This is a genomic window from Paenibacillus sp. SAFN-054 (assembly GCF_051966755.1).
GTDB lineage: Bacteria > Bacillota > Bacilli > Paenibacillales > Paenibacillaceae > Paenibacillus_AQ.
The window spans coordinates 1,510,469-1,535,524 of sequence record NZ_JBQCKS010000001.1 but is presented as its reverse complement, the minus strand read 5'-3'; the positions used below and the strand labels follow the sequence as shown (position 1 = coordinate 1,535,524).

The 25,056-nt window shown below is 49.7% G+C and carries 26 protein-coding genes; 23 read left to right on the top strand and 3 right to left on the bottom strand.

The window, feature by feature from the left end:
• The first annotated feature begins 151 nt into the window (after positions 1–151).
• The gene (locus tag ACTHPM_RS07185; protein ID WP_440394507.1) at positions 152–277 is read left to right on the top strand and encodes a YjcZ family sporulation protein; all 126 of its coding nucleotides are present in this window, start codon (positions 152–154) and stop codon (positions 275–277) included.
• Positions 278–390: 113 nt separating this feature from the next.
• On the opposite strand, the gene ACTHPM_RS07180 is transcribed toward ACTHPM_RS07185, so the two are convergent.
• Positions 391–576, bottom strand: coding sequence for a hypothetical protein (locus ACTHPM_RS07180; protein ID WP_440394506.1), 186 nt, complete (start codon positions 574–576; stop codon positions 391–393).
• Positions 577–798: 222 nt separating this feature from the next.
• Between ACTHPM_RS07180 and ACTHPM_RS07175 the strand changes: the two genes are divergently transcribed.
• From ACTHPM_RS07175 to ACTHPM_RS07145, 7 genes are all read left to right on the top strand, one after another.
• Positions 799–1,182 (top strand): hypothetical protein, encoded by a 384-nt coding sequence (locus ACTHPM_RS07175; protein ID WP_440421480.1) that lies wholly within the window; start codon positions 799–801, stop codon positions 1,180–1,182.
• Positions 1,183–1,338: 156 nt separating this feature from the next.
• Positions 1,339–2,685 (top strand): extracellular solute-binding protein, encoded by a 1,347-nt coding sequence (locus tag ACTHPM_RS07170; RefSeq protein ID WP_440394504.1) that lies wholly within the window; start codon positions 1,339–1,341, stop codon positions 2,683–2,685.
• Positions 2,686–2,776: 91 nt separating this feature from the next.
• Positions 2,777–3,667 (top strand): carbohydrate ABC transporter permease, encoded by an 891-nt coding sequence (locus ACTHPM_RS07165; protein WP_440394503.1) that lies wholly within the window; start codon positions 2,777–2,779, stop codon positions 3,665–3,667.
• 14 nt (positions 3,668–3,681) lie between these two features.
• Positions 3,682–4,557, top strand: a complete 876-nt coding sequence (locus ACTHPM_RS07160; protein WP_440394502.1) for a carbohydrate ABC transporter permease — start codon at positions 3,682–3,684, stop codon at positions 4,555–4,557.
• Positions 4,558–4,645: 88 nt separating this feature from the next.
• The gene (locus ACTHPM_RS07155) at positions 4,646–6,454 is read left to right on the top strand and encodes a sensor histidine kinase (RefSeq protein WP_440394501.1); all 1,809 of its coding nucleotides are present in this window, start codon (positions 4,646–4,648) and stop codon (positions 6,452–6,454) included.
• On the top strand, positions 6,432–7,625 hold the full coding sequence (locus ACTHPM_RS07150) for a response regulator transcription factor (protein WP_440394500.1): 1,194 nt from the start codon (positions 6,432–6,434) through the stop codon (positions 7,623–7,625). Before ACTHPM_RS07155 ends, ACTHPM_RS07150 begins: the two co-directional genes overlap by 23 nt.
• 245 nt (positions 7,626–7,870) lie before the next feature.
• Positions 7,871–8,908 (top strand): serine hydrolase domain-containing protein, encoded by a 1,038-nt coding sequence (locus tag ACTHPM_RS07145; protein ID WP_440421478.1) that lies wholly within the window; start codon positions 7,871–7,873, stop codon positions 8,906–8,908.
• Positions 8,909–8,973: 65 nt separating this feature from the next.
• Here the strand turns inward: ACTHPM_RS07145 and lexA are convergent, their stop codons facing one another.
• On the bottom strand, positions 8,974–9,600 hold the full coding sequence (lexA, locus tag ACTHPM_RS07140) for a transcriptional repressor LexA (RefSeq protein WP_136605957.1): 627 nt from the start codon (positions 9,598–9,600) through the stop codon (positions 8,974–8,976).
• Between the two features lie 293 nt (positions 9,601–9,893).
• Here lexA and yneA point away from each other — a divergent pair, with 293 nt between their 5' ends.
• The 5 genes from yneA (at position 9,894) to ACTHPM_RS07115 (ending at position 12,580) form a co-directional block, all read left to right on the top strand.
• Complete coding sequence (gene yneA, locus ACTHPM_RS07135) at positions 9,894–10,274, top strand: cell division suppressor protein YneA (RefSeq protein WP_440394499.1); 381 nt, start codon at positions 9,894–9,896, stop codon at positions 10,272–10,274.
• A gap of 99 nt (positions 10,275–10,373) precedes the next feature.
• The gene (locus ACTHPM_RS07130) at positions 10,374–10,568 is read left to right on the top strand and encodes a DUF896 domain-containing protein (RefSeq protein WP_440394498.1); all 195 of its coding nucleotides are present in this window, start codon (positions 10,374–10,376) and stop codon (positions 10,566–10,568) included.
• Between the two features lie 34 nt (positions 10,569–10,602).
• The gene (locus ACTHPM_RS07125; RefSeq protein ID WP_440394497.1) at positions 10,603–11,145 is read left to right on the top strand and encodes a hypothetical protein; all 543 of its coding nucleotides are present in this window, start codon (positions 10,603–10,605) and stop codon (positions 11,143–11,145) included.
• Positions 11,146–11,177: 32 nt separating this feature from the next.
• Positions 11,178–11,969 carry an HAD family hydrolase gene (locus tag ACTHPM_RS07120; RefSeq protein ID WP_440394496.1) on the top strand — a complete coding sequence of 264 codons (792 nt, stop codon included), beginning with the start codon at positions 11,178–11,180 and terminating at the stop codon, positions 11,967–11,969.
• A 197-nt stretch (positions 11,970–12,166) separates the two neighbouring features.
• Positions 12,167–12,580, top strand: a complete 414-nt coding sequence (locus ACTHPM_RS07115) for a FixH family protein (RefSeq protein ID WP_440394495.1) — start codon at positions 12,167–12,169, stop codon at positions 12,578–12,580.
• 111 nt (positions 12,581–12,691) lie between these two features.
• Here ACTHPM_RS07115 and ACTHPM_RS07110 read toward each other — a convergent pair whose 3' ends face one another.
• A complete protein-coding gene (locus ACTHPM_RS07110; protein WP_440394494.1) occupies positions 12,692–13,234 on the bottom strand; it encodes a 1,2-dihydroxy-3-keto-5-methylthiopentene dioxygenase in 543 nt (180 codons plus the stop codon).
• 170 nt (positions 13,235–13,404) lie between these two features.
• Here ACTHPM_RS07110 and metH point away from each other — a divergent pair, with 170 nt between their 5' ends.
• The 10 genes from metH to ACTHPM_RS07060 all read left to right on the top strand — a co-directional run bounded on the left by metH (position 13,405) and on the right by ACTHPM_RS07060 (position 25,024).
• Positions 13,405–16,848: a methionine synthase gene (metH, locus tag ACTHPM_RS07105; protein ID WP_440394493.1), complete on the top strand. Its 3,444-nt coding sequence runs from the start codon at positions 13,405–13,407 to the stop codon at positions 16,846–16,848.
• Positions 16,849–17,070: 222 nt separating this feature from the next.
• Positions 17,071–18,000, top strand: coding sequence for a ribonuclease Z (gene rnz, locus ACTHPM_RS07100; RefSeq protein WP_440394492.1), 930 nt, complete (start codon positions 17,071–17,073; stop codon positions 17,998–18,000).
• A gap of 281 nt (positions 18,001–18,281) precedes the next feature.
• Positions 18,282–19,079: a TIGR01457 family HAD-type hydrolase gene (locus ACTHPM_RS07095; protein WP_440394491.1), complete on the top strand. Its 798-nt coding sequence runs from the start codon at positions 18,282–18,284 to the stop codon at positions 19,077–19,079.
• 59 nt (positions 19,080–19,138) lie between these two features.
• On the top strand, positions 19,139–19,954 hold the full coding sequence (locus ACTHPM_RS07090) for an Fpg/Nei family DNA glycosylase (protein ID WP_440394490.1): 816 nt from the start codon (positions 19,139–19,141) through the stop codon (positions 19,952–19,954).
• Positions 19,944–20,804, top strand: a complete 861-nt coding sequence (locus ACTHPM_RS07085) for a deoxyribonuclease IV (RefSeq protein WP_440394489.1) — start codon at positions 19,944–19,946, stop codon at positions 20,802–20,804. Before ACTHPM_RS07090 ends, ACTHPM_RS07085 begins: the two co-directional genes overlap by 11 nt.
• A 39-nt stretch (positions 20,805–20,843) precedes the next feature.
• Positions 20,844–21,185, top strand: a complete 342-nt coding sequence (locus ACTHPM_RS07080) for a cyclic-phosphate processing receiver domain-containing protein (RefSeq protein WP_440394488.1) — start codon at positions 20,844–20,846, stop codon at positions 21,183–21,185.
• Positions 21,182–21,502: a thioredoxin family protein gene (locus tag ACTHPM_RS07075; RefSeq protein ID WP_440394487.1), complete on the top strand. Its 321-nt coding sequence runs from the start codon at positions 21,182–21,184 to the stop codon at positions 21,500–21,502. Before ACTHPM_RS07080 ends, ACTHPM_RS07075 begins: the two co-directional genes overlap by 4 nt.
• The gene (locus tag ACTHPM_RS07070) at positions 21,499–22,272 is read left to right on the top strand and encodes an ABC transporter ATP-binding protein (RefSeq protein WP_440394486.1); all 774 of its coding nucleotides are present in this window, start codon (positions 21,499–21,501) and stop codon (positions 22,270–22,272) included. Before ACTHPM_RS07075 ends, ACTHPM_RS07070 begins: the two co-directional genes overlap by 4 nt.
• A 24-nt stretch (positions 22,273–22,296) precedes the next feature.
• Positions 22,297–23,334 carry an SAM-dependent methyltransferase gene (locus tag ACTHPM_RS07065; RefSeq protein WP_440395372.1) on the top strand — a complete coding sequence of 346 codons (1,038 nt, stop codon included), beginning with the start codon at positions 22,297–22,299 and terminating at the stop codon, positions 23,332–23,334.
• A 205-nt stretch (positions 23,335–23,539) separates the two neighbouring features.
• Positions 23,540–25,024, top strand: a complete 1,485-nt coding sequence (locus tag ACTHPM_RS07060; RefSeq protein WP_440394485.1) for a protein kinase domain-containing protein — start codon at positions 23,540–23,542, stop codon at positions 25,022–25,024.
• The last annotated feature ends 32 nt before the right edge of the window (positions 25,025–25,056 follow it).

Here is a 25,056-nt window from a genome sequence, read left to right as displayed (position 1 = left end):
CGCGGATGTCTATTGCACTGGCCGTGCATGCATCCACCACGGACAAATGTACTGCTTGATTACAAGCGGAATTAAAGTTGCCGATTCGCCCTTACCAATTGCTTATTTTTCCATAAGATATGATGTGTCTAAAACAAAGGAGGTTGCAAACATGGGTGAAGTTGTAGGGGGATACGGCGGCGGTTATGGTGTTGGCGGATTTGGTGGCGGCGGCATCGGGGCCATTCTGGTTCTGTTCATTCTGCTGGTCATCATTTCTAAAGCCTTCATTTTCTAATCCTATACAATCCGCATATCGAAGCCTTGTCGGCATTAGCCGTCAGGGCTTTTCCTATTGGTCATAAAAATAAAAAAAGGCCCGACAACTCAACGCTTGAGGGTACGGGCCAGTTATTTCTTAACGGTTCGCTTTACAGTCCAATAAGGAATGGTGATCGTCCGGTTCTCGCTGGTTATCATCTTGAAGGTGCTGGAATCGTTCTCCTGGCATACTCCTTGATAAAACTCTCCGCTCACCAAGTGAACGATCGTATCTGTCTGATTCTCGAATGCTTGCTGGATACCATGGTTAATCATCATGCATTTCCCCTTACATCTGTCATTCTGGTAAGTCAAAAATATATTAAACGAAAAAAGAAAAATGTAAACGCCAAATACATTACAGTGTTGTCATATATACTTTCGAGTGGATGAGGCGTATAATGAATGTATTATACAAGTGTGATATTCACACCAAGGGATCTTTCATTAGTTATACATCATGAAGGATCCCTTCTTACATTTAGTTAGGGGTGCGTTTTGAAGGAAGATATGAACAGGTATTACCGTGAGATAGAGGAGAAAATCCATTTTCTGGTGAAGGAACTGTCGAGCATAAAGTATCTTCAGGGATCTTCGGACGTCGTCAGCGACGGCGCTTATGAATGGGAAGCTCTATGTCCCGAGGGAAAAACCGTTCAGCAAGAGCTATATAAGGATTATGTATTTGTTATTGGTTTGGTACACGAACAACTGGAACAAATCGAATCTCCTTATCTCGGACAATATATAAACAGCTGTGATTTCGTGCTCGACATCATTCAGCAGGATACGATCCTTTTTAGCGATAAAATACAGGATGTGGCCGATGAAATCAAACGCCAAATCGATGTCCAGCGATTTTTAGTTTTGAATCATGCCTGATCCTTTTTTAACATTGTTCCTCCCGAAAGGGAGGTTTTTTTGTGTAGTAGAAAAGGAATCTATAGAAATCCTACCTAAAACCTGAATTTCACACCTCCCTAATATTGTTTTTTGCCTGCATAATGGGTTCATACCAAACATAAAGGGGATGAAACGATGGCGAAAATGTCGAAATGGGTAAGCCTGGTCATGACAGGCACGCTGGCACTCAGCTTGGCGGCATGCGGAGGTAAGAGCGACGAAGGCAGCTCCTCATCCAATGCTTCAGGAACGACTGGCAGTGCCACGGAGACCGTTAAAGAAAAGAACGTGACGATCACCTTCCAAAATATTTATCCGGACCCGACCGATCCAAAGAACAAGCTGATGAACAAGCTGGTGAAGCAGTATGAAACCGAACATCCGAATATTAAAATCGAGCTGGATTCCCTGAATACCGACCAGCAGAAGCTGAAGCTGAAAACCCAGGCAGCCTCGAAGGAGGTGCCGGATATTACGGTCGTGAATCCGGCTGCGCAGATGCAGCCTTTCGTTGAGGCGAAGCTTCTGGCGCCGCTGAACGACATGTTGGACCAGAATGGCCTGAAGGCAACGTTCCAGGATGGGCTGCTCGATTGGTACAGCTTCGACGGCAGCACATATGCACTTCCTGACGGCAACAACATCGCCGTGGTGTATTACAACAAAGAGCTGTTCGATCAAGCCGGAGCAAAAGTGCCGACTACGTTCGAGGAAATGCTCGAAACCGTTAAAACGCTCAAATCCAAAGGCATCCAGCCGATGGCGATCGGGGAGAAAGACAGCTGGACAGGTTCGTTCCTGTTCATGAACATGCTGCTTCGAACGAACGGCGGGCCTGGCTTCCTGAAGGATGTGCTCGATAAGAAGAAGTCGTTTGACGATCCTGCTTTCAAGGAAGCGGTAGACGCGTTCCAGAACTTGGTGCAGGCCGGCGCATTCCAGGAAGGGGCGACTTCCTTCGATTACAATGCAGGCGAGAACCTGTTCAAGACAGGGAAAGCAGCGATGTATTTCATGGGCACCTGGGCCACGGGTGGGATCGAAACGTCTTCGGTGAACGGAAAGGTTGGCGTATTCAAGTTCCCTACGATCAACGGCAAAGGGAATCCCGACGAATTTATGCTGGCGCCGGGCAGTGCGTTTGCGATTTCCGCAGACAGCGAGCATCTGGAGGAAACAAAGGCGTTTTTGAACTGGTTCATGCTGAACTTCCCTAAAGAAGCTTTTGAAGCCAAAGGCGCCGTAGGCATTGGACAAAAAGTGGATGGCGACTTCAAAGCAGCCGGTTACTCCGATATGGCGATGGAAGTATTGAACCTGTTCAAAGAAGTGAAAGGCGGAGACCTGGCATTCGATAATACGATGAATCCGGGTACGGCACAAGTTCACCTGACCAGCATCCAAAATCTGTTTGCTCAGAAAAAGGATGCGGCTGAAGTTGCGAAAGAGCACCAGGCTGCATTCGAGGCAAACAACAAATAAGCAGGACCGTGGAAGGGAACGCGTGCTGAAGGCTGCATGCCGTTCCCTTTTCGCTCCATGCATTAACAGTTTGAAGAGGAGAGGGTAAACGATGAACGTGCTGAAGGTTTCCCGCCTGACGATTGCCGCGTTTCTACTGCCTTGCTTAATCATTTATGTAGGAATTGTGTTCGTACCCATCATCGTGTCCATGTACAGCGGTCTGCTCGATTGGAACGGGATCGGAGAGTCCAAATTCATCGGACTCGCAAACTTCACAAACCTGTTTTTCCATGATCCGGTCTTCTGGCCGTCCGTGCGCAGAACCCTGATGTTTGCGGTCTTTTCCATGGCGGAGATTCCGGTTGCGCTTTTGGTGGCCATCTTATTAAGACGATATGTTCGCCGACCGAATTTTCTCGTATCCAGCTATTTTCTGCCTGTGATTTTATCAGTCGTCGTGGTTGGGCAGCTGTGGAAAACGATCTACAACCCCGCTTCGATGGGGGGCATGCTGAATCAGGTACTGGAAGCGGTCGGGCTCGGCTCTTGGGCGCATCCGTGGCTTACCGATCCGTCTGTGGCGATGTATTCGCTGTATTTCGTTGCCCTCTGGCAGTACCTCGGCTACCATACACTGATCCAGTATACGGGCATCCTGAACGTACCGGAAGAGATCTACGAGGCCGCGCGAATCGATGGAGCTGAAGGTTTCACTGCCGATCGCTACATTACATTTCCGAATATCATTCCTATTTTCAAAATATCCATCGTGCTGGCGTTTATCGGCTCGCTGCAGGCGTTCGATATGGTCATGGTCATGACAGGAGGGGGCCCGGCCCACGCGACCGATGTCATCTCGACGCATATGTACAACATGTCATTCCTGTCCATGAAATACGGTTATGGCAGTTCGATTGCCGCCTTTCTGGTCATTTTGTGCCTGGCCGCGACATTCCTGATCAATCTGATATTCAACAAACTGGAGAAACGATTCTCGTAAAGGAGGCACACCCGATGCATACAAACTCTGCCGTTACACTGAATAAGCCGGTGCGTTCCGGACGAGGACGCTTTTCCATCGCGAAGACGATCGTGACCCTGTTCCTGTCCATCCTTGTGGTGACGCAGGTCTATCCGCTGCTGTGGCTGATTCTGTATTCGCTCAAGTCCAATGAAGAAATTTTGTCGGGGAGCTTCTTCGCCCTGCCGCATACGCCGCAGTGGAGCAATTACAGCGCCGCATTGGAAGGAAACTATTTCAGGTATTTACTGAACAGCTTGTTCGTCACCTCGGTCACGATGGCAGCGGTAATTCTGCTCAGCGCCTTGTGCGCTTATGCCATCAGCAGGTTCCGCTGGCGCTATGGCCAGGCTGTGATGCTTCTATTTCTCGTCGGCATGATGATTCCGATGCAGGCAACGCTGCTCCCCTTGATGATTATTTTCAAAAACATGCACGTGCTGAACACGCATCTATCGCTGATTTTGCCTTATGTTGCATTCTCCATGCCGATCGCTGTGTTTATTCTGAGCGGCTTCATGAGGACCATCCCGCATGAAATCGAGGAGTCTGCCGTCATGGACGGCGCGAGTATTTGGCGGATTTTCCGCAGCATCATTCTTCCCGTGTCGGTTCCTCCCGTCATGACGGTGTGCATTCTTACGTTCATCAACATCTGGAATGAATATATCCTGGCGGCGACATTCATTTCGTCGGAAAAGCTCAAGACGCTTCCCTTTGGAGTCAACAGCTTTGTCAGCCAATATTCGGTCAATTATGGTGCGATCGGAGCCTTTCTGGTGCTGGGTGCGCTGCCGGTCATCATCATTTATTTCCTGCTTGCGGATAAAATCACGCAGGGGATGGTAGCCGGAGCCGTCAAGGGATAGTCCTATGCAAAAGATCGTTTAGAACAAGCGGAGTGTATGCTAAAATGGACACGAAATGTCGATTTGCCGAAAGGGGAACGCATCATCCATGAGACGCTTCCGGTCCATACGCAACCGCTTGTTCCTGCTGTTTATGGGATGCATGACAGGCATACTGATTCTGGTCAGCGTTCTGTATTACAATCGGACGTTAGACATTATTCATGCTAAAGTAAGCGATATTGCGGAGAAGAATATTTCACAAACCGCGGGTCTGTTCGATTTAATGCTGCAGGGATACAACAGTTTGTCCAAATCGTTAAACAGCAACTATGAGCTGACGCGCCTGCTTCAAGAAACGGCATCCAATCCCGCGGTTGCAGTCATTAACGAACGTACGATCACGAATATTATCGGTGCGGCTTACTATTCACGTAACGAAGTGGTGGGCATTCATATTTTGTCGAAGGACGGGAAGGTATACAGCTATGAAAGACAGTTTGCGGGAGTCATCGACAATAACTATGCCCAAACCGACTGGTACAAAAAGCTCGCGAAATCCTCAGGCAACATGGTATGGCTGGGATTGTACCCGGGCTCGCCGATCAATACCATGCAGCAGCAGGATAGGGTGTTCGTATTCGGACGCAAGCTCTATGATCTGACCAACCATAAGGAGATCGGTATTATCGTCATCGAAACCAACCCTTCTCCCATTATGGAAGCGCTATCTAACGTCAGCATCAGTCCGGGCACAAGAGTCTACATCCTGGGCGAGGATCGAAAAATTATTGCATCCTCCGGGGGAAACGGAAGCAAGAGGCCGGAGCTGAGTGAGCTGCCGCAGCCATCAAGCGACGAAAGGATCATGGTCGATAACACCTCGGACCAGCTCATCGTTGCGGCGAACACCTCAATGGCCGGCTGGACGATTTATGGATTGACGCCGAAAAAGGATATCCGGACCGAAGTGTTTCAAACGACGAGATTTTTGCTGATCGTCGTGCTCGTTCTGATTATTCTGTCTACGGTGCTTGCGTCCGTTGTTTCGCGTAATATCGCTTCGCCGCTGAAAATGCTGATCCGGGAAATGAAAAAAGTGGAGATGGGCAATTTCAGCGGATCGGTGAACGTAAATTCTTTCGATGAGATCAACAGTCTTGTATCCTCCTTTAACCGCATGGTACACCGGATGGACGAATTGATCGAGACGATCAAAGTTTCGACCGTGAGCGAAAAAAACGCCCAGCTGCAGGCACTGCAGTCTCAAGTGAATCCCCATTTCCTGTATAACACGCTCGACATGATCTATTGGATGCTGGATGAGCAGGAGAATGAGCGGTTAAGCCGAGTCGTCTTATCCTTGTCGCAAATGTTCAGGTACAGCAGCAATTGGGAAGAGGCCTCGCAAACGACGCTGCGGCGCGAGCTTGAACAGATTCGTCACTATTTGACGATTATCGAAACGAGACTGGGAGGAAGGCTGCGGACCGAGATTTCGGCGGATGAGGCATGGGTGGATGTAACGCTGCCGAAGATGACCATTCAACCGATCATTGAGAATGCGGTGAAATATGGACTCGAACCGAAGGGCGCCCTAGGATACCTGAAAGTCAGCACGGAAGCCCGCGGAAGCCGATTCATGATCCGAATTGAAGACAACGGTGCCGGCATGGATGAACAGACGTTGGCGAGAATCGATGGAATGCTGAAGCATAAGGAAACAAGCGATAACTCCGATAGCGGTCTTAGGCGGGGAATCGGACTTCGGAACGTACACGACCGACTGGTTATGATGTTCGGAGAAGCATACGGCTTGCATATCGATAGTGAATACGGCCAAGGGACCGTCGTAACGATTACCATCCCTATTCCTTCAGAGGGGAGGCAGTTCGATGAATATATTGATCGTAGATGATGAGAGCGTCATTCGGGAGGGAATAAAGCGAACGATCCTGAAGGCTTTTCCCGATCATGCGGTTCATTTGGCGGAAAGTCCTGACGAAGCCGTGAAGATCTTGCGGAGCGGCCCCGTGGATGTCGTGCTGACGGACATATTGATGCCGGGCATGACCGGCCTTGAATTCATGCAGCTGTCGAGAAGCAGCTATCCGCATGTGAAATGGGTCATTATCTCCGCCTATTCGGAATTTGCCTATGCCAAGGAAGCGGTCAGATTGGGAGCCAAGGACTATTTGCTGAAGCCGATCGGCAAGGAGCTGGTCGTATCTATGATCACGGAGCTTGGTGAGGAGGTGGAGCAGGAAGCCGGACAGGTGCAGGAAGCCAAAATGCTCCAAAGCAACCTGAAATTTGTGAGGGAAGCAGTGTTTCAGCGCTGGGCAACAGGGCTTGATATCGGCAATATGGATATCGCACCGTTCGTTGAGCGGCATCCTCACTTTCAATTGGCGCTGATCAAAATGGAAACTGAACATACGGTTCATTTGGAGCACTACATCGTCGAAAATGTGCTGACAGAACTGATCGAAAGATATGGGGAAGGGTTCGTCACAAGCCTTGACGGGAAAAGCCTGCTCGGCTTGATTACGGTGGATACCAGAGATCAGATGAAAAGCCTGGCTGATGAACTGCGGATGCATTTGAAAAAGTATGTGAAGGTGCCCTTTCAGATTCAGCTCTCGGATGTGATTGAAGATTTCCACAGCATTCCGGATATTATTCGGGAGATGGGCAAGGATTCAGGCAGTCTGGAATTCGACTACTACGCACCGGGAGGAAACCGCGCCATGGAAGTTGCGGTTCAGTATATCCGTGCGAACTACAATACCGACGTCACCTTGGAGAAGGTCGCTTCCGTCGTCTTTTTAAATCCGGCATATTTCAGTCAAGTGTTCAAGCAAAAGACCGGCAGCGGATTCAAGGAGTATGTGACCGGGCTTCGTATTGAGAAGGCGGTTCACCTGCTGGAGCACACACCGTTAAAGCTGGTCGATATTGCCGAAAAAATCGGCTATCAGGACGTGAAACATTTTACGCAGGTATTCCGCAAGCGGATGCAGGTGACACCTACCGAATACCGTCAGCAGTTAGCATCGAATTCGGATCGCATTCAAGCATGTCCATGAGATTGTGATAGTTTCAAGGCGTCCTAATTGGTGTCCGGAGAGCTCTGCTTTTGTTATGGCAGGGCTTTATTTGTGTTCCGATTTCTGCTGGCCGGTTACTTGCCGTACCTCAGTAGAGGACGTTTATGAACAATCATTCTGAATCAATCATGTTCGTATATTGTAATATAGGAACAAATGTTCTATAATAGATTTATAAGTACATAAGGATGCTGAGTTGAAACGGAGGGCATGCGATTTTGAACTTGCCGAGATGGAATCTGATCGAGCAGATGAGGAAGGGGCACATTCCTGGACTAAGCATGGCTTTTATAGAAGACGGAGTGCTGAAACGCCAGGATTGTTATGGAGAAACGGAGGCGGGGAGCAGCAGGGCGGTTCAACGGGATACGATGTTTAACGCATGCTCGATCAGTAAGCTGGCAGCCGGCATACTAGCGATGATTCTGGTGGAGGAAAGAGTATTGAGGTTGGACGAAGACATATCGCCCCTCCTTGTTTCTTGGTCGATCCCCGAGCATCCGGCTTATTCCCGTTCGGTTACGCTGCGAAGACTTCTCAGCCATCAAGCCGGCTTTGCCGACCCCAAGGGTGGTTTTGGCGAATACTCTTGTGAACATGGGGTTCCCGAGCTGCCTCAACTGTTGGCCGGCACTACATATTATGCTCCCGAACCCGCCGCATTGACGGTGGAACCGGGCAGCGAATTCATATACTCGGACACCGGATTCAGCATACTTCAGCTTCTCATTGAGGATGTGGCCGGCGAGAAATTTTCCGAATTGCTGCGACAAAGAGTTTTTGAACCCTTACATATGAACCACAGCTGTATCATAATGAATGAGTCGCAGATTCGCCCCGAGTTTGCATGCGGCCATGATCAACATGGAATTAGGCTCCAGGAGCCCTATACGATATATCCTTATCCGGCTGCAGCCGGATTATGGTCGACGCCTACGGATCTTGCTGTATTAATGGCAGAGCTGTTGGCATCGCTTCGGGGAGAGGGCAAGCTGGGAATTACGGCGGATACCGCCAGCGAAATGATCCGTTCTCAAGGTGATTTCCGGTGGGCAGGGCTTGGCATTTTTCTGGATTCCTCGAATCAAGGCGTAGAAATATCCTCCCTTGGCTGGGGATCGGGATTTCAAAGCTTGGCGGTCGCTTATCCGGGGACCGGGAACGGAGCGGTGTTGATGATGAATATAGATCCTGGCATACATCAATCCGAGAGCCTGCTTGGTCAAATCTCCGCATTATGGCAGCAAGGGCAGTTTGCATAGAGAAAAATAGCAAGCCCTTGTTCTCTCTGATGAAAGAACAAGGGCTTGTACAATTGTACGGAAAATTAATGAATATCGCGGAACAACCCGACTACCTTACCTAAAATAGTGACATGGTTCAGACGTAAAGGCGTGTAAGACGGATTTTCCGGCTGCAGACGAATGTGATCCTTTTCTTTATAGAACGTCTTCACCGTAGCCTCATCCTCATCTGTCATCGCGACGACGATGTCGCCATTATCAGCGGTTTGCTGCTGGCGGACGATGACGTAGTCACCGTTGTGAATGCCCGCCTCGATCATACTGTCTCCCATGACAGAAAGCATGAACACTTTCTCATCACCCACAAAATGCTGTGGAAGCGGGAAATAATCCTCGATATTCTCTGTAGCGGTAATCGGGACACCGGCTGTCACCTTACCGACTACAGGCACTCTTGCGATCGTATGTGTAAACAGGTTGCTGCTCTCGGATTCTTCCTGACCCAAAATCTCAATGGCACGAGGTTTCGTAGGGTCTCTGCGGATTAATCCCTTCTTCTCAAGGCGGTCCAAATGACCATGGACCGTTGAGCTGGAAGCCAAACCAACGGCTTCCCCGATCTCGCGGACGGAAGGGGGATAACCCTTGGCCCGCACTTCGTTTCTGATAAATTCCAATATCGCTTGCTGCCGGCTAGATATCTTCGACATTCCCCATCAACCCCATTAGTAACGTTTGGTAAAATTATAACATAGAACTTCCGTTCGTACAAACACAAGTTCTAAAAAGAAAATCTCATTTTGACACCCGCTTGAACCCTTCTCAAAATATTCGCCTCAATAAGTCAATCATCCATATATAGTAGGTTAGAAAGAAATTAAGCAACTCAGTTCGCGGAGTTTCGAAAAAAAAGGGAACAATCGTTCGAAAAAAGTATTGAACAAAACATGTGTTCGTGTTATATTGTTCTCATAACAAGAACAAACGTTTGGAGGAACACATTATGCTAAAATATACTACATATCAAAGTATTTATAATAATGAAGTGATCGAGGCTGGGAACATTGGCTATAGAACCGCTGGAAGCTTCCCGGCTTTGCGAGCCATGTTTTCTCGAAAAATGCTTTTCAAGCTGTTAATTACAGTTGCGATTATTATTGCTGGATGTACGGGAATGGTTCGCGTGTTCGCGAGTTCGTCTCATGATGAGATTCCGATGGAACAAGTGATCGTTTCACAAGGCGATACGCTATGGGAGATTGCAGTCGACTATAAACCGAAGGATATGGATACCCGGGACTACATTCACAGAATCAAGAAAATGAACCAGCTGAAGACGAGCGAGATCGAAGCCGGAGATGTCCTGTCTCTTCCTATATATTAATGTTTTTTTGCCGACAAGAGCTTGGAAAGGTGCATACCTTGACAAGCTCTTTTTCTCATGGCAAAGTTAGGTATGAATTGAATAATGGAGGAGTAGCAAATGGATATCGACAGCTTAGTAGAGCGGATTAATGAGCTTGCCCGTAAACATAAGGAAACGGGACTGACAAAGGAAGAAACCGAGGAACGCGCCAAACTGCGTGAAAAATATCTTCAGAACGTCCGCCGGAATTTCAAAGCTCAACTGGAAACCATCGAGTGGGTAGAGGATCAACCGGACGGTAAGGGCAAGTAAAATACACGACAAGAATGTTTGAGGGGGAAAAGCAATGTCCCGTTCCTGGGAAAGAATGGTTCAAAAGAATACCTCGCAATTAAACAAGCAGCGTAAAAAGGAAGGCAAGCCTTCGCTCTACGCATCAAATGGATCCGCTTCAGCAGATGTATTTAAAGGCCGCAATTTCGTTCTACCCGTCACGCTGGTAGCTCTTGCGGCGATTTATGTTCTTTTGGGTATGGCCAGTGACCAGCAGGTCATGAACACTTCCTTGACTTGGATTGTGGTCGGTCTGTATATTTTGCTTGCTATCGTTATTTTCCTGCGGCGTCCGTTCATTAAAGTGGATAAAAATTCGATTTCCACGATCAAATTCAATCGGGACCGCCGTTTAACCGCTGACCAAATCGCGAAGATTAAAGCGGGTTCCGGTTCGATTGTTATTGAATTGAAGGGATCGAAAGGAAGAAACGGTAAAATCAGCAAGGGCGGCAACTGGGTATTCACCCGTCTGATTAACCGTTACGACACGGCAGCCATAGGAGAACGACTGGAGCGTTTTGCGAATACGTTTGATATTCCTTTTGAAAAATAAACGATCAAACCATGGGAGAGGGATGGAAGAAGATGGGGGCTACTGCTGTATTTTTTGATTTGGATGACACGCTGCTTTGGGACGAACGAAGTGTGGAAGAATCCTTTCGGGCGACCTGCGAGACCGCTGCAGCCGAAACAGGAGTCAATCCCGAGGCTTTGGAGGAAGCCGTTCGCCGTGAGGCAAGGCTTTTGTACGAATCCTATGATACATTTGACTTCACGAAAATGATCGGTATTAACCCTTTTGAAGGCCTATGGGGACAATTTACAGCGGGCAGCCAGCCTGAATTCCGCCGAATGGCCGAAATCATTCCAGGGTACCAGAAGGAGTCTTGGAATCGCGGACTGAAGGCACTGGGCGTGGAGAACGAGCAGCTGGCGCAGAGGCTGGCTGAGCAATTTGCCGCCGAAAGACGTGCTCGTCCGCATGTATATGAAGAAACCTTCCAAGTGCTGGACGAATTAAAGGAGAAGTACAAGCTGCTGCTTCTTACAAACGGTTGTCCAGGATTGCAGCAGGAGAAGCTCGACGGCGTGCCAGCCCTGGCGCCTTATTTTGACGAAATCGTCATTTCAGGCAGCTTCGGCAAAGGTAAGCCGGACAAAAGCATTTTCGAACATGCCCTTTCCCGTTTCAACATATCATCAAGCAATGCCGTGATGGTCGGAGACAAATTGACAACGGATATTAAAGGCGGATTGAGCGCCGGGATCAAGACAGTCTGGATTAACCGCACCGGCAAGCCGCAGGATCCGGACATTCAACCGGATTATGAGATCAAGCATCTTTCCGAGCTTCATAGTATTTTGCAAGGCCTATAGTATGATAAGGAATACAAGCATTTCACATCCGCTTGGGCAGGTTGTTTGGCCCGGAGCGGATTTTTCTTTGCAGTGACTTTTGTCACCAAATTGTGAACAAGCCAGCGTTTGGAAAAAGAACAAAGCATGTATAATAAGGAAGACGCGTCATGATATGCGTTCATCATCCATGATCATGATTTAGGGAGTGACGGCATATGAAGAATAAATGGTTGCTGACAGGGGTGCTTTTGCTTGTTATATTGGCCCTGGCGGGATGCGGCAGCAAGAGCGCACATGACGGCATGAATATGGATGAAGGCATGATGGATCCGCTTAGCGTGGACTTAAGCTGGTCACCTGAACAGGTGAAGGTTGGAGAGGAGGTTTCCATCGAGGTAAACGTGACTCAGAAGGACAAGAAGGTGGAGAAAGCCGACGAGGTCCTGATCGAAATCGTGAAAGATGGAGACACCGCCGCTCACGAGAAGGTTACTGCCGAGAATAAAGGAGAAGGGAAGTACATACTCCACAAAACGTTCGAGAGTGAAGGAACCTATAGCATTACGTCCCATGTCACCTACGGTCCGCAGCATACGATGCCTACCAAGAAGCTGACGGTCAGCAAGTAAAAGTCGTCGCTTGACGATCCATAGATCCATATCAAAAAACCTGCCTTGGGTATCTCTAAGGGCAGGTTTTGTTCTTAAATTAATGGAATTAACCAATCATTCCATAAAGAATTAGGCCTTTTGGAAGCTGGGATCTTCCACGGGATAAGCGACCCAGCCGTTCTTTTCAATGAAAAGACGCACGGCAATGATCTTTCGGTTGTCCATCAACGTGAAGAAGTGGTTTGTGTTCTCTGGCACGGAGATGACATCCCCGGCTTCCAGCTCCACATCAAAATAACCCAAATCACCGCTGCCTTTAATGACGAAAATGCCTCTGCCACCTACGATTGCACGAATTTCGTCTTCGGTATGCGTATGGACCTCTTCAAATTTATTCAGCAGCTCGTCAAGATTCGGAGTCGAATCGGACAGCGTGATCACATCCCAAATCTGATAGCCACGGCGCGCAGCCAAATCCCGGATTTCTTCATCATATACGCTTAAGATTTGCGTTTTTTGTTCATCATTCAACTGAAAATTGTTCTGCAGCTCCGAAGGAAGCTTGGATGCATCCCATTTTTCATATAACACGTGTTGGTTGTTTAGGAAATCACGAACATTATCGTCGCCGGAGATTCTTTCGTTCGTATTGCGGATTACGATTTCTGCCATACGCTTACCCCTCTTTTCCACTTGGATTAATTCATATTATAACGAAGCAACCTTTCTTTGTCGATGCCGTCTTCCGCGATAAATTCAGGACTGTAGCGTTTTCTTGTACTTTTCTAATAGAAGGGTTTCTGTTAAACTAAGAGCTAACGTTTTGCAGGGGGGAAATAGGAATGGACAGACCTGGCTTGCAGGAAATGATGAAACAACGAATATTAATACTTGATGGTGCCATGGGTACGATGATACAGCAGGTTGATCTCGGCCAGGAGGATTTTGGCGGAGAAGAACTCGAAGGCTGTAATGAAATGCTGGTGCTTACGCGTCCGGATGTTATTGAAGACATTCATGACCAATACCTGAAGGCAGGCGCAGACTTAATCGAGACGAATACGTTCGGTGCGACCTCCGTTGTGCTGGCGGAATATGACATACCTGAAAAAGCAAGAGAAATCAATCTGAAGGCTGCTGAAATTGCACGCCGGTCCGCTGATAAATTCAGTACGCCGGATCGACCGAGATATGTCATCGGAGCAATGGGGCCCACAACGAAGACCTTATCCGTGACCGGTGGGGTAACGTTCGAGGAATTGGTTATCAGTTATGAAGAGCAGGCTTTTGCTTTAATCGAGGGGCGCGTTGATGCGCTGCTTTTGGAAACGAGTCAGGATACCCTGAACGTCAAAGCGGGAAGCATTGGCATTCGGCGTGCGTTCGACAACAGCGGCATAACCCTGCCTGTCATGATATCGGGTACGATTGAACCGATGGGTACGACCCTGGCCGGGCAAAATATTGAATCCTTCTATATCTCGCTGGAGCATTTGAGCCCGATTTCGGTAGGATTGAACTGCGCAACGGGTCCCGAGTTTATGCGGGATCATATCCGCTCCTTGTCGGCCATGGCCAAAACGGGTGTAAGCTGTTACCCGAACGCGGGACTGCCGGATGAGAACGGAAACTATCATGAATCGCCAGATTCGCTCGCGCGCAAAATGGAGGACTTCGCCAAGCAGGGCTGGCTGAATATCGCGGGCGGCTGCTGCGGCACGACGCCTGAACATATCCGCGCTTTGCACGACGTCATGAGCCGGTATGAACCGCGTCAGATGGAAGGAACCCATTCGCCGGCGATTTCAGGCATCGATCCTGTGTATATTGAAGCGGAGAACCGGCCGTATATGGTAGGGGAACGGACCAATGTGCTCGGATCCCGCAAATTCAAACGCCTGATCGTCGAAGGAAAATATGAGGAAGCTTCTGAAATTGCCCGTGCCCAGGTGAAGAATGGCGCGCATGTCATCGATGTGTGCGTACAGGATCCGGATCGCGATGAGATCGATGATATGAAGCTGTTCCTGGAGCTGGTCGTGAAAAAGGTAAAGGTTCCGCTGATGATTGATACGACGGATGCTGATGTGATTGACTTGGCACTCCAATATTCTCAAGGCAAATCAATTATTAACTCCATTAATCTTGAAGATGGTGAAGAAAAATTCGAACGCGTCACGCCTTTGATCCATAAGTATGGAGCTGCCGTCGTTGTAGGAACGATTGACGAAACGGGTCAAGCAATTCACCGGGACGACAAACTGAAGGTAGCCAAGCGCTCCTATGATCTTCTGGTCAATAAATATAAGCTGAATGCCGAAGATTTGATTTTTGATACGCTGGTATTTCCGGTAGGAACCGGAGATGAACAATACATCGGGTCGGCGAAGGAGACCATCGAAGGCATCCGGCTCATTAAGGAAGCAATGCCGGAATGCCAGACGATTCTCGGGATCAGCAACGTATCTTTTGGACTGCCTGAAGCCGGTCGCGAAGTACTGAACTCGGTATTTTTGTACGAATGTACGAAGGCAGGATTGGACTATGCCATCGTGAATACGGAAAAGCTGGAGCGTTACGCTTCCATTCCAGAAGCAGAGCGGAAGCTGGCGGAGGCGCTGATCTATGAAACCAACGATGAAACTCTAGCTGCTTTCGTGGCCGCTTTCCGGAACAAGAAGGTCGAGAAGAAGGAGAAGCTGTCCAACCTCACGCTGGAGGAACGCTTGGCAACCTACGTTGTCGAGGGCTCCAAGGAAGGACTCATCCCCGATCTGGATGCAGCACTGCAAAAGTACGGGGCACTGGAGATCATCAACGGTCCTTTGATGGCTGGCATGTCAGAAGTAGGACGTTTGTTCAACAATAATGAATTGATCGTTGCCGAGGTGCTTCAAAGCGCCGAGGTCATGAAAGCTTCCGTGTCTTACCTGGAGCCTTTTATGGAAAAGAACGAGTCCTCCGTAAAAGGGAAAATGCTGCTTGCGACCGTAAAAGGCGATGTGCATGACATCGGCAAAAACCTGGTGGAGATCATCCTTTCCAACAATGGTTATCAGATCGTCAATCTGGGTATAAAAGTAGCACCGGAAACAATTATCGAGGCTTACCGTAAAGAGAAGGCGGATATGATCGGATTGTCCGGACTGCTTGTTAAATCTGCGCAGCAGATGGTCGTGACCGCACAGGACCTGAAAAACGCGGGTGTGGACGTCCCGATTATGGTCGGCGGCGCCGCCCTTACCCGTAAATTCACGAAGACGCGGATCCGGCCGGAATACCAAGGCATGGTCGTGTACGCGAAGGATGCCATGGACGGCCTGGATATCGCGAATAAGCTGATGGATCCGGCCCAGCGCCAGATCATGCAGACCGAGATGGAGGCTGAGCTGGAAGCGCTGGCCGCAGAGGGCGACAAACCCCAGGCGATGCCGGAGCCGACCAGAGCAGCCAAGTCAAGCGTGTCCACGGACGTGCCGGTGTTCATCCCGCCGGACCTTGAACGTCATATCATCCGGAACTATCCGATAGGCCATATTGTTCCTTATATGAATATGCAAATGCTGCTTGGCCATCATTTGGGCCTGCGCGGACAAGTCGAGCAGCTGTTGGCCGATGGCAATGAGAAGGCCGTTGAACTTAAAGCGACGGTGGACAGTCTGCTGGATCAGGCGATTTCCGAAGGGATCATTCAGGCACATGCCATGTACCGGTTCTTCCCTGCCCAATCGAGAGGGAATGAAATCATCATCTATGATCCCGAGGATACCTCCAAGGTGCTTCATACGTTCAGTTTCCCGCGTCAGCATGTGCCTCCGTTCCTCTGTTTGGCGGATTTCCTGAAATCTGTGGACAGTGGTCAGATGGATTACGTCGGATTTTTGGTTGTGACTGCCGGCCAGGGTATTTCGAGCCTGTCCTCCGAATGGAAAGACAAAGGAGATTATCTCAGATCCCATGTTCTCCAGTCAGTCGCGCTCGAAACGGCCGAAGCCCTTGCTGAACGCGTGCATCATATGATGCGCGACAGCTGGGGATTCCCGGATCCGGCGGATATGACGATGAAGCAGCGTCACGGCGCCCGTTACCAGGGCATCCGGGTATCGTTCGGATATCCGGCCTGCCCTGATCTCGAGGATCAAGAGCCGCTGTTCAAACTCATGAAGCCGGAGGATGTCGGCGTTCAACTGACGGAAGGCTTCATGATGGAGCCGGAAGCGTCGGTATCGGCCATGGTATTCGCGCATCCCGAAGCCCGTTACTTTAATGTGGATAAAGTAAAGTGATATAATCGTCCTATGGATGATGCAGGCAAAAATTCCTCCTTCCCGGAGGTTTTTTTGCCCGCATAACTGATGGGCATTTCGATTCGGAGCGGCTTGCTCATCAAGGAGCAGCCGTTTCTCTTTTTCTTTGGATAGAATGAGTAATATTCGAAATGAGTACTATTCGAGACAAATCCATCCTGACACGTTTTTCTTACATACATAGAAAGAAGGTTGCTAGTTATGGAACTTGAATTTTTGGGGACCAATGCGGGAGTGCCCTCCTTGCAGCGGAATGTGACGTCTATGGCCCTGCGCATGTTTGAGGAGCGGCGCACGTTTTGGCTGTTCGATTGCGGGGAGGCGACGCAGCACCAGATCCTGCGATCTTCGTTAAAGCTCAGCAAGCTGGAAAAGGTATTTATTACCCATTTGCACGGGGATCATATTTTCGGTCTTCCCGGGCTTTTATCCAGCCGTGCGTACCAGGGGGGGACAACCAAGCTGACCGTCTATGGTCCGCCGGGGCTGAAACAATTCGTAGATGTCAGCCTGACGCTCAGTCAGTCAAGAATCGAGTATGAGCTTGAAGTTGTTGAGCATACGGGCGGAATGGTGTATGAAGATCAGGATATTACCGTTGAATCCCTGCTGCTGGATCACCGGGTGGACAGCTATGGTTATCGCATTGCGGAAAAGGACAAGGCGGGCAGTCTGGATTTAAAGCGTCTCGCCGATTACGGGTTAAAGCCGGGGCCGGCCTACGGACGTTTAAAAAGAGGGGAAAGCCTGGATCTTGGAAATGGGCAGGTTTTGAAGCCTGAAGACGTGCTGGGCTCTCCGAAAAAGGGGAGAATCGTTACGATCTTAGGCGATACACGTCCATGTGACAACGTTATTCCGCTTGCCAAGGACGCTGATTTGCTGGTTCATGAAGCTACATTCATGGATGATCTCAAAGAATCCGCGTACAATTACCATCACTGCACTTCGATTCAGGCGGCAGAAGCGGCGCGCCAGGCCGGAGCCAAAGAATTGATACTTACGCATTTCAGTTCGAGGTATAAGGATATGGAGCATCTGCAGCCGCTGCTGGCGGAAGCCCAATCGGTATTTCCAAACACCAAACTGGCTGAAGAGCTGATGTTGTTTCCAATTCAGAGGCATCTATAAGATCCATTGCAAGCAGCAGTAAAGGGGGAGCTCCGTCAGGAGCTTTTTTCTTTAAGGGATCAGAAAGGCTGCAGCTCTGAGGAAATGAATTATTTTCCGGGAAAGCGCAGGAAATGACACAAGGCATCAGGGTGTACGCGCTTTGAAGGATTGTTTGACGAACGGCGCTGAAAAACCGTCAAAACCGTCGTGATGTACGGACCCATGATTCTATGAGTTGCGGTGGTTCTCCATATTTCTTACAATAGAAGTTACGTAATCTTTGGAAATGAGGCCATGCGATGACAACATACAAAGAAACAAAAGGTTTGCTGATCGATCTTGACGGAACGCTTTATCATGGCGTGAATCGGATTCCATATGCCGACGTGCTGATTCAAGCGTTAAAGGAACGTGCCATTCCATACATGTTCGTCACGAATAACTCTTCCAGGACGCCAGAAGGTGTCGCTGACCATTTAAATGCGATGGGAATTCCGGCTACGGCCGATGAGGTATGCACATCCTCGTTAGCAGCCGCAAAATATATCTCGGAAGAATCTCCCGGAGCTTCGGTGGCTATGCTAGGGGAAGAAGGGCTTCGCCAAGCGCTGCTGAAGGCGGAACTGAATATCGTAGATGAAGATCCTCAGTTCGTTGTACAGGGAATTGATCGCTCGTTTACCTATGAGACGCTGGCCAAAAGCGTTCGCTGGATTCGGGAGGGAGCTGTATATGTATTGACGAATCCGGACCTGCTTCTGCCCTCCGATGCCGGATTCGTGCCGGGAGCCGGAGCGTTGGGAGCGTCGATCCAGGCAGCTTCCGGTGTTGAACCTGTTATTATCGGCAAACCTGCCAGCCACTTAATGAAGTATGCTACGGATCGTTTGGGCATCTCACCGGAGGAAGCGACGGTGGTCGGCGATAACATGCTTACGGATATCGCTGCAGGAGCTGCTGCGGGCTGTCAGACGATCTTGATGCTGACAGGACTGACGACGGAAGCGAACCTGAATGCCCATATTCAGGCTGCAGGACTTGAACCTGATATCATTTGCAAAGACTTGCAGGAATTAATGGAACTGGTGTGTTCGTGACATAGAATGTTGTATAATGAAAAGCCATCATTGTCGCATATGAAAGGATCGATGAAACAATGCCGGAACTACCGGAAATGGAAAATTACCGAAGATTGCTTTCGGAGAACATCATAAACCAACCGATAACCCGTGTCGTGATTAATCGGGAGAAATCGGTCAATGTGCCTGCAGATCAGTTCATTCAGGAGCTGACGGGGCTTCGTGCCATTTTTGTAGAGAGACGCGGAAAGCATCTGATTTTCCACTTGAATAACGGCCGTCGTCTATTGCTGCATCTGATGCTGGGCGGATTGCTGTATTACGGGACGGAGGAGGATCGTCCAACCCGGAGCACGCAGGTAGAAATTACGTTTGGTCAGCACACCCTCTATTTCATCGGGCTTCGCCTCGGCTATCTGCATCTTTTGTCTGCCAAGGAAGTAGAGGAAATTCTTAAGCCGCTCGGTCCAGAACTGTTTGACCGCCGGATGACCAAGGAGCGTTTCGTCGAGCTGCTGAAAGGCCGTCGTGGCGCATTGAAGAGCCTGCTTGTTAACCAGCATGTGATCGCAGGCATCGGCAACTGCTATGCGGATGAAATTGCCTTTGAAGCCGGACTGCTGCCTTCCGTGAAAATCCAGGATTTATCCACGGATGCTATTGGCAGATTATACGAAGCAGCCGTTAAAGTACTGCCTGACGCGCTGGCGAACGGCGGTTATATGGAAGCTCCTTTTATGGAGGGAGATACATTGACCGGAGGTTACGACAATATGTGCAAGGTTTACGACCGTGAAGGGGAAAGCTGTGTACGCTGCGGCGGTGTCGTGAACAGAGCGGAGTTAACAGGACGCAAAGTCTTTTTCTGTCCGTCCTGCCAGCATGAACAGTAAACGATGGATCGGCTGTCATGTCAGCACCCGCGGAGGCTTCGGGAGAGCAGCGAAGCGGGCGTGGGACATGGGAGCCAGAGCCTTTCAATATTTTCCCAAAAATCCGCGCAGCTTGGCAAGGAAAGATTTTGATGCCGCCGCTGCGGCGGATTGCTTTCGTTTCTGCAAGGAAAAGGGGATGCCCAGCATCGCCCATACGCCTTACCCGGTTAATATCGCGGCAGGACTAACACGCGGAGATGAGCTGTACCAAGCAACCGTGGCTTCGCTCAAGAACGATTTAAACATAGCTGAAGCTTGCGGATCGGTCGGTATTGTTGTTCATTTTGGCCATTTCAAAGGCCGTGACCCGTTACAAGGCTACAAAAATATAATACAATGTTTAAATGAAACGCTGGCCGATTGGCAGGGCAACGCCAAAATCCTGCTTGAGAATCAGGCTGGAGTACCCGGTTCCATGGGCATCACGCTGGAGGAATTGGTAAATGTACGCAATCTGGCCGATGAGCCTCATAAAATAGCCTTTTGCCTGGATACCTGCCACGCTTTTGCCTCAGGGACATGGATACCAGCACAAACGGACGACATGATGGAACGGGGACGGGAGCTGGGCTATTGGAATGAGCTGCACGCGGTACATTTGAACGATTCGAGGTACCCGGCAGGTTCGGGGAAGGACCGCCATGCCCGGATTGGTGAAGGATACATCGGCATAGAGGCTATAGCAGCCTTGCTTTCTTTTAGGGAGTTTGAAGAAATGCCGATTATTCTAGAAACGGAGCCAGGCACGGACGGAACGCATGCCGATGAAATCGAACGCGTATACCAAGCTTTGAACGAGAAGGATTGAATCCACGACGCTTTAGCCGGATGAAAGGGGGGAGCGGCTGTGTTGAATGTTTATTTGGACGACTGCCGTCGTTGCCCGGAAGGTTTTGCACTCGCGAAGAACGCGCAGGAATGTCTTCTGATGCTGGAGGAGTGCGAGGTCGGTATATTATCGCTTGATTATGACCTGGGACCAGGAGAAACTTCAGGCAAAACGGTCGTCATGGGAATGATTGCAAGAAGGCTGTTTCCGAGGGAAATCTATCTACATACGTCAAGCATATGGGGAAAAAGAGAAATGTACGAGCTGCTCTATCAGGCGCTGCCCGGTCATGTGAAGCTGCACAACGGCCCGATGCCGCAAGACGTGCTCGATCGGATCGCGAAGGAGGTCCGGTCATGAGGACGCTGAATGAAAAGCAGCTGCTCGAAGAACTGTGGAGCAAGGGCAAGCCGCTGGCCGTATTTTTACACACTCCTTTTTGCGGTACCTGCAAAGTGGCGCGCCGCATGCTTGAGGTTACGGAGCACATGCTGCCCGAGGGGCTTTTGGCCGAGGCGGACGTGAATATGCTGCCCAAAGTAGTGGATCAGTATAAAATTCGCAGCGTTCCGGCGCTGCTGTTGGCCACAGAGGATCGGAGCCGAAAGCCCGAAATCGTCTATTCCATGGGCTCTGTCGCGGATATACTAGCTCAAATAAGGGGAGTGATCTCATGATTTCGATGCGGGACGTGTGTTTGCGGAGAGAAGAAACTCAAATTTTGGATCATGTCACACTTGAAATAGAAAAAGGCGAGAACTGGGTCATATTGGGACGGAATGGCTCTGGTAAAACAACGATTCTGGAAATGCTGACAGGTTATCTCTTTCCGAGTGAAGGCCGGATCGAAGTGCTGGGAAATACGTATGGCGAATGCGATGTGCGGGAAGTCCGCAAAGAAATCGGCTATATCAGCCCCAATCTTCTTGAGAAGCTGAACCTGAGCGACCCGGTATGGGAAGTCGTTGCTACTGGTGCTTATGCGTTTTTGCGCTTTTATCAGGAAATTCCGAATGATGTGAAAGATCGAGCTCTTAGGCTGCTGGATGACATGAATTTGGGCAAACTGTCGCATCACCCGCTGGGAACCTTGTCGCAAGGGGAACGCAAGAAAGTGATGCTTGCACGCAGTCTGATGAGCGAGCCCAAGCTGTTGATCATGGACGAGCCCTGCGCCGGACTCGATCTGTATGAACGGGAAAACATGCTTGCAGAGGTCGAGCGGCTCGGCGGACGGGACATCACCGTTGTATACGTGACCCATCATGTGGAGGAAATTATGCCGATGTTTACGCATGCGGCCTTGATCCGTGATGGGAAGATAGCAGGCTTCGGACCGAAGCAAGAGGTTCTGAACAAAGAAATGATAAAAAAAACCTACGATATTCCGGTCGAGATCGAATGGGACGGCGGTCGTCCTTGGATTAAAGTGGTTTCTGGAGGGTAATCCATTTTGGATGATAAACAATTGATGAACGAAGAAACGAATAACGAAACATCGCGGTTCATATGTACGGCAAATCACGGCTTTGCGCCTTATGCGCAGGAGGAGCTGCGCCGCAGATTCGGTAAGCTGAAAAGCAAAACGTTGATATCGGGCGAAGCCTTTTTGGCTACATTTTTTGAGGATGCACAACGTGCCGTGGACATGATCGTGTCCAATCCTCCGATATTCCTGCGCCATATCCAGCCTGTACAGCTGGAACTGCATGCTGATGCTGAAGATACGTTTGACCGGCTCGTACAGTATTTGACGCGTCAGGATAAGCTGCAGGGAGCCAAGGTTTCTCTTCAGGTCAGAAAAGCGGATGACAGCATTCTCGAAGAAAGCGCGGGTCAGATCCGCGAGAACATGCAGCAATTGCTCGACGGACTGAAAGCCGAGTTCGTCGTACGCGATGCCGAATGGGTCATATCGATCTTTGCTTCCGCAGAAATGGTATTTGTCGGAGTTTCGGAGCCGGAGAATAATTTATCCGATTGGAGCGGCGGGGCGATCCGTTTTCAACGGGAAGAAGGGCAGATTTCGCGAGCCAAGTTCAAGCTGCTTGAGGCCGAACAGAGCTTCGGAATTGATTTTGCATCATTTGATACCGGGCTCGACATCGGGGCGGCGCCAGGGGGCTGGACTTCGTTTTTGCTGGAACGGGGCCTGCGTGTTACGGCTGTGGATCCGGCATTCATGCATGAATCGCTGCAAAATCATCCTTCCCTGCGCATTTACAAAAAAAACGCTTCAGAGGTGCATTTCAAGGACGGCGAGTTCGACTTGCTCGTGTGCGATATGAGCTGGAGTCCGAAACAGATGGTCAAGCTGGTAACGGAACTGCTTCCGAGCTTGAGACCGGGGGGGACCGCCGTAGTAACGGTGAAGCTGATGCATAAAAAGCCGATGGCGTTGATCGATGACGTTATCTCTTCCTTCGAAGACGCGAACATGCAGATTCAGCGGGCAAAACAGCTGTTTCACAACCGGGATGAAATTACTCTTTATATGATTAAATATTAATGATGTGAAAAGCATTCCGGGTGTGCCTGGATAACAGTTCTTCAAGTTGCCTCTTTACACAGATATTGCCACTGCTATATAATGATACCAAATTAACCAAACGATAATATTAGGGAAAGCATCCCGGAGTAAGGCGATACGGACATCCGTAGCCAGCCGCTCCAGGATGCTTTCCTTTTTTTATCTGGAAAGCGGGGGAACAGGGATGGATCATCCTTCCAAATTGCTTATCGGTCAGACGATTGGAGGGAGATATGGAGTCATTAGAAAAATCGGGGAAGGCGGCATGAGTCATGTCTATCTCGCCGAAGATTTGAAACTTCCAGGCAAACTGTGGGCTGTCAAGGAAAGCGTCTATGATCCGGGACAGCGCCTCAGCATCCGGGACGAAGCGCAGCTGCTTATTTCACTGAGTCATGCCAGGCTACCGAGGGTCGTGGATTTTTTTGCCCCTGATCAGGATGGGTACACCTATCTTGTCATGGATTACATTCAGGGGATCACGCTTGAAAAGTATTTTAAAGGATACCGGGGCAGGATTCCTCCGGACACGATTTTCCAACTGGCGGATCAGCTGCTGGAGGTACTCGATTATCTGCACACGCATGACCCCGTGATTATTTTCAGAGACTTGAAGCCTTCAAACATTATGATCACGGAACAATTGGACTTAAGATTGATCGACTTCGGGATCGCCCGCAATTTCAAGCAGGAGAAGTCGCAGGATACCGTTAAGCTCGGAACGGTCGGTTTTGCGGCACCTGAACAATATGGCACAGGCCAGAGCGACGCAAGATCGGATCTATACGGTTTTGGAGCACTGCTGCTTTACCTGTCGACGGCAGGAGCCCATAGTGAATGGTCTGAAAAGGCAATGAGGAGCATTCGAACCGATTTGCCGCGGAAAGTGATACCGGTCATTCGAAAGCTTCTGCAGTTCAAACCCGAGGATCGATATCCTTCGGCCGGCGAAACGCGGAAGGAGCTTGCAGCGGCAGTACGCCAGGAGTCGATGCTTGATGCGAGAAGGACGCGGGGGGCAGGTGGAAAGACGGGGACGCAGGTCATAGCTGTGATGGGGGCAGGCAGCGGTACAGGCACAACGCATACGGCCATTGCGATCAGCCACTTTCTGGCACGCGGTCATCATAAAGTGGCATTAGTCGAGATGAACGTCAGGTCGCCTACGTTCAGAAGAATTCAGCAGATCGTCGAAAGGGAAGGTGGGGATGTAGGCGGAGGCACGCGCAAGTTTGAGGTGAACGGCGTGGATTATTGGCGGCAGACAGCCAGGGCGGATGTGATCATGCTGTTGTCAGGAAGCTACAATTTTGTCGTCATTGATTTGGGAGCCTACCGGGAAAGGGAAAGACTGGAGGAGTTCCTGCGAGCGGATGCATCCGTCATTGTCGCTTCAGGCGCGGAATGGCGTCAGCAGGACGTCATGGATCTGGTACAGGGCTTGTCCAAATATCCTAGGCAAAAGTGGATGTACTTCCTGCCGCTTGCCCAGTCGGATGCGGTTCATAGACTTCGCAAGCAGCTGAACACGAACCAGGTGTATACGCTGCCTCTGCATATGGACCCTTTCGACCAAAGCGAGGATATGGATCGGGCGCTAAACCGTATTTTTGAAGGGACGTTAAACGGGATTCAGCGGAGAAGGAAATTCAGGTTCGGGCTCAGCTGAATTTACCCGTGAGAGGAGAATGAACAGGTATC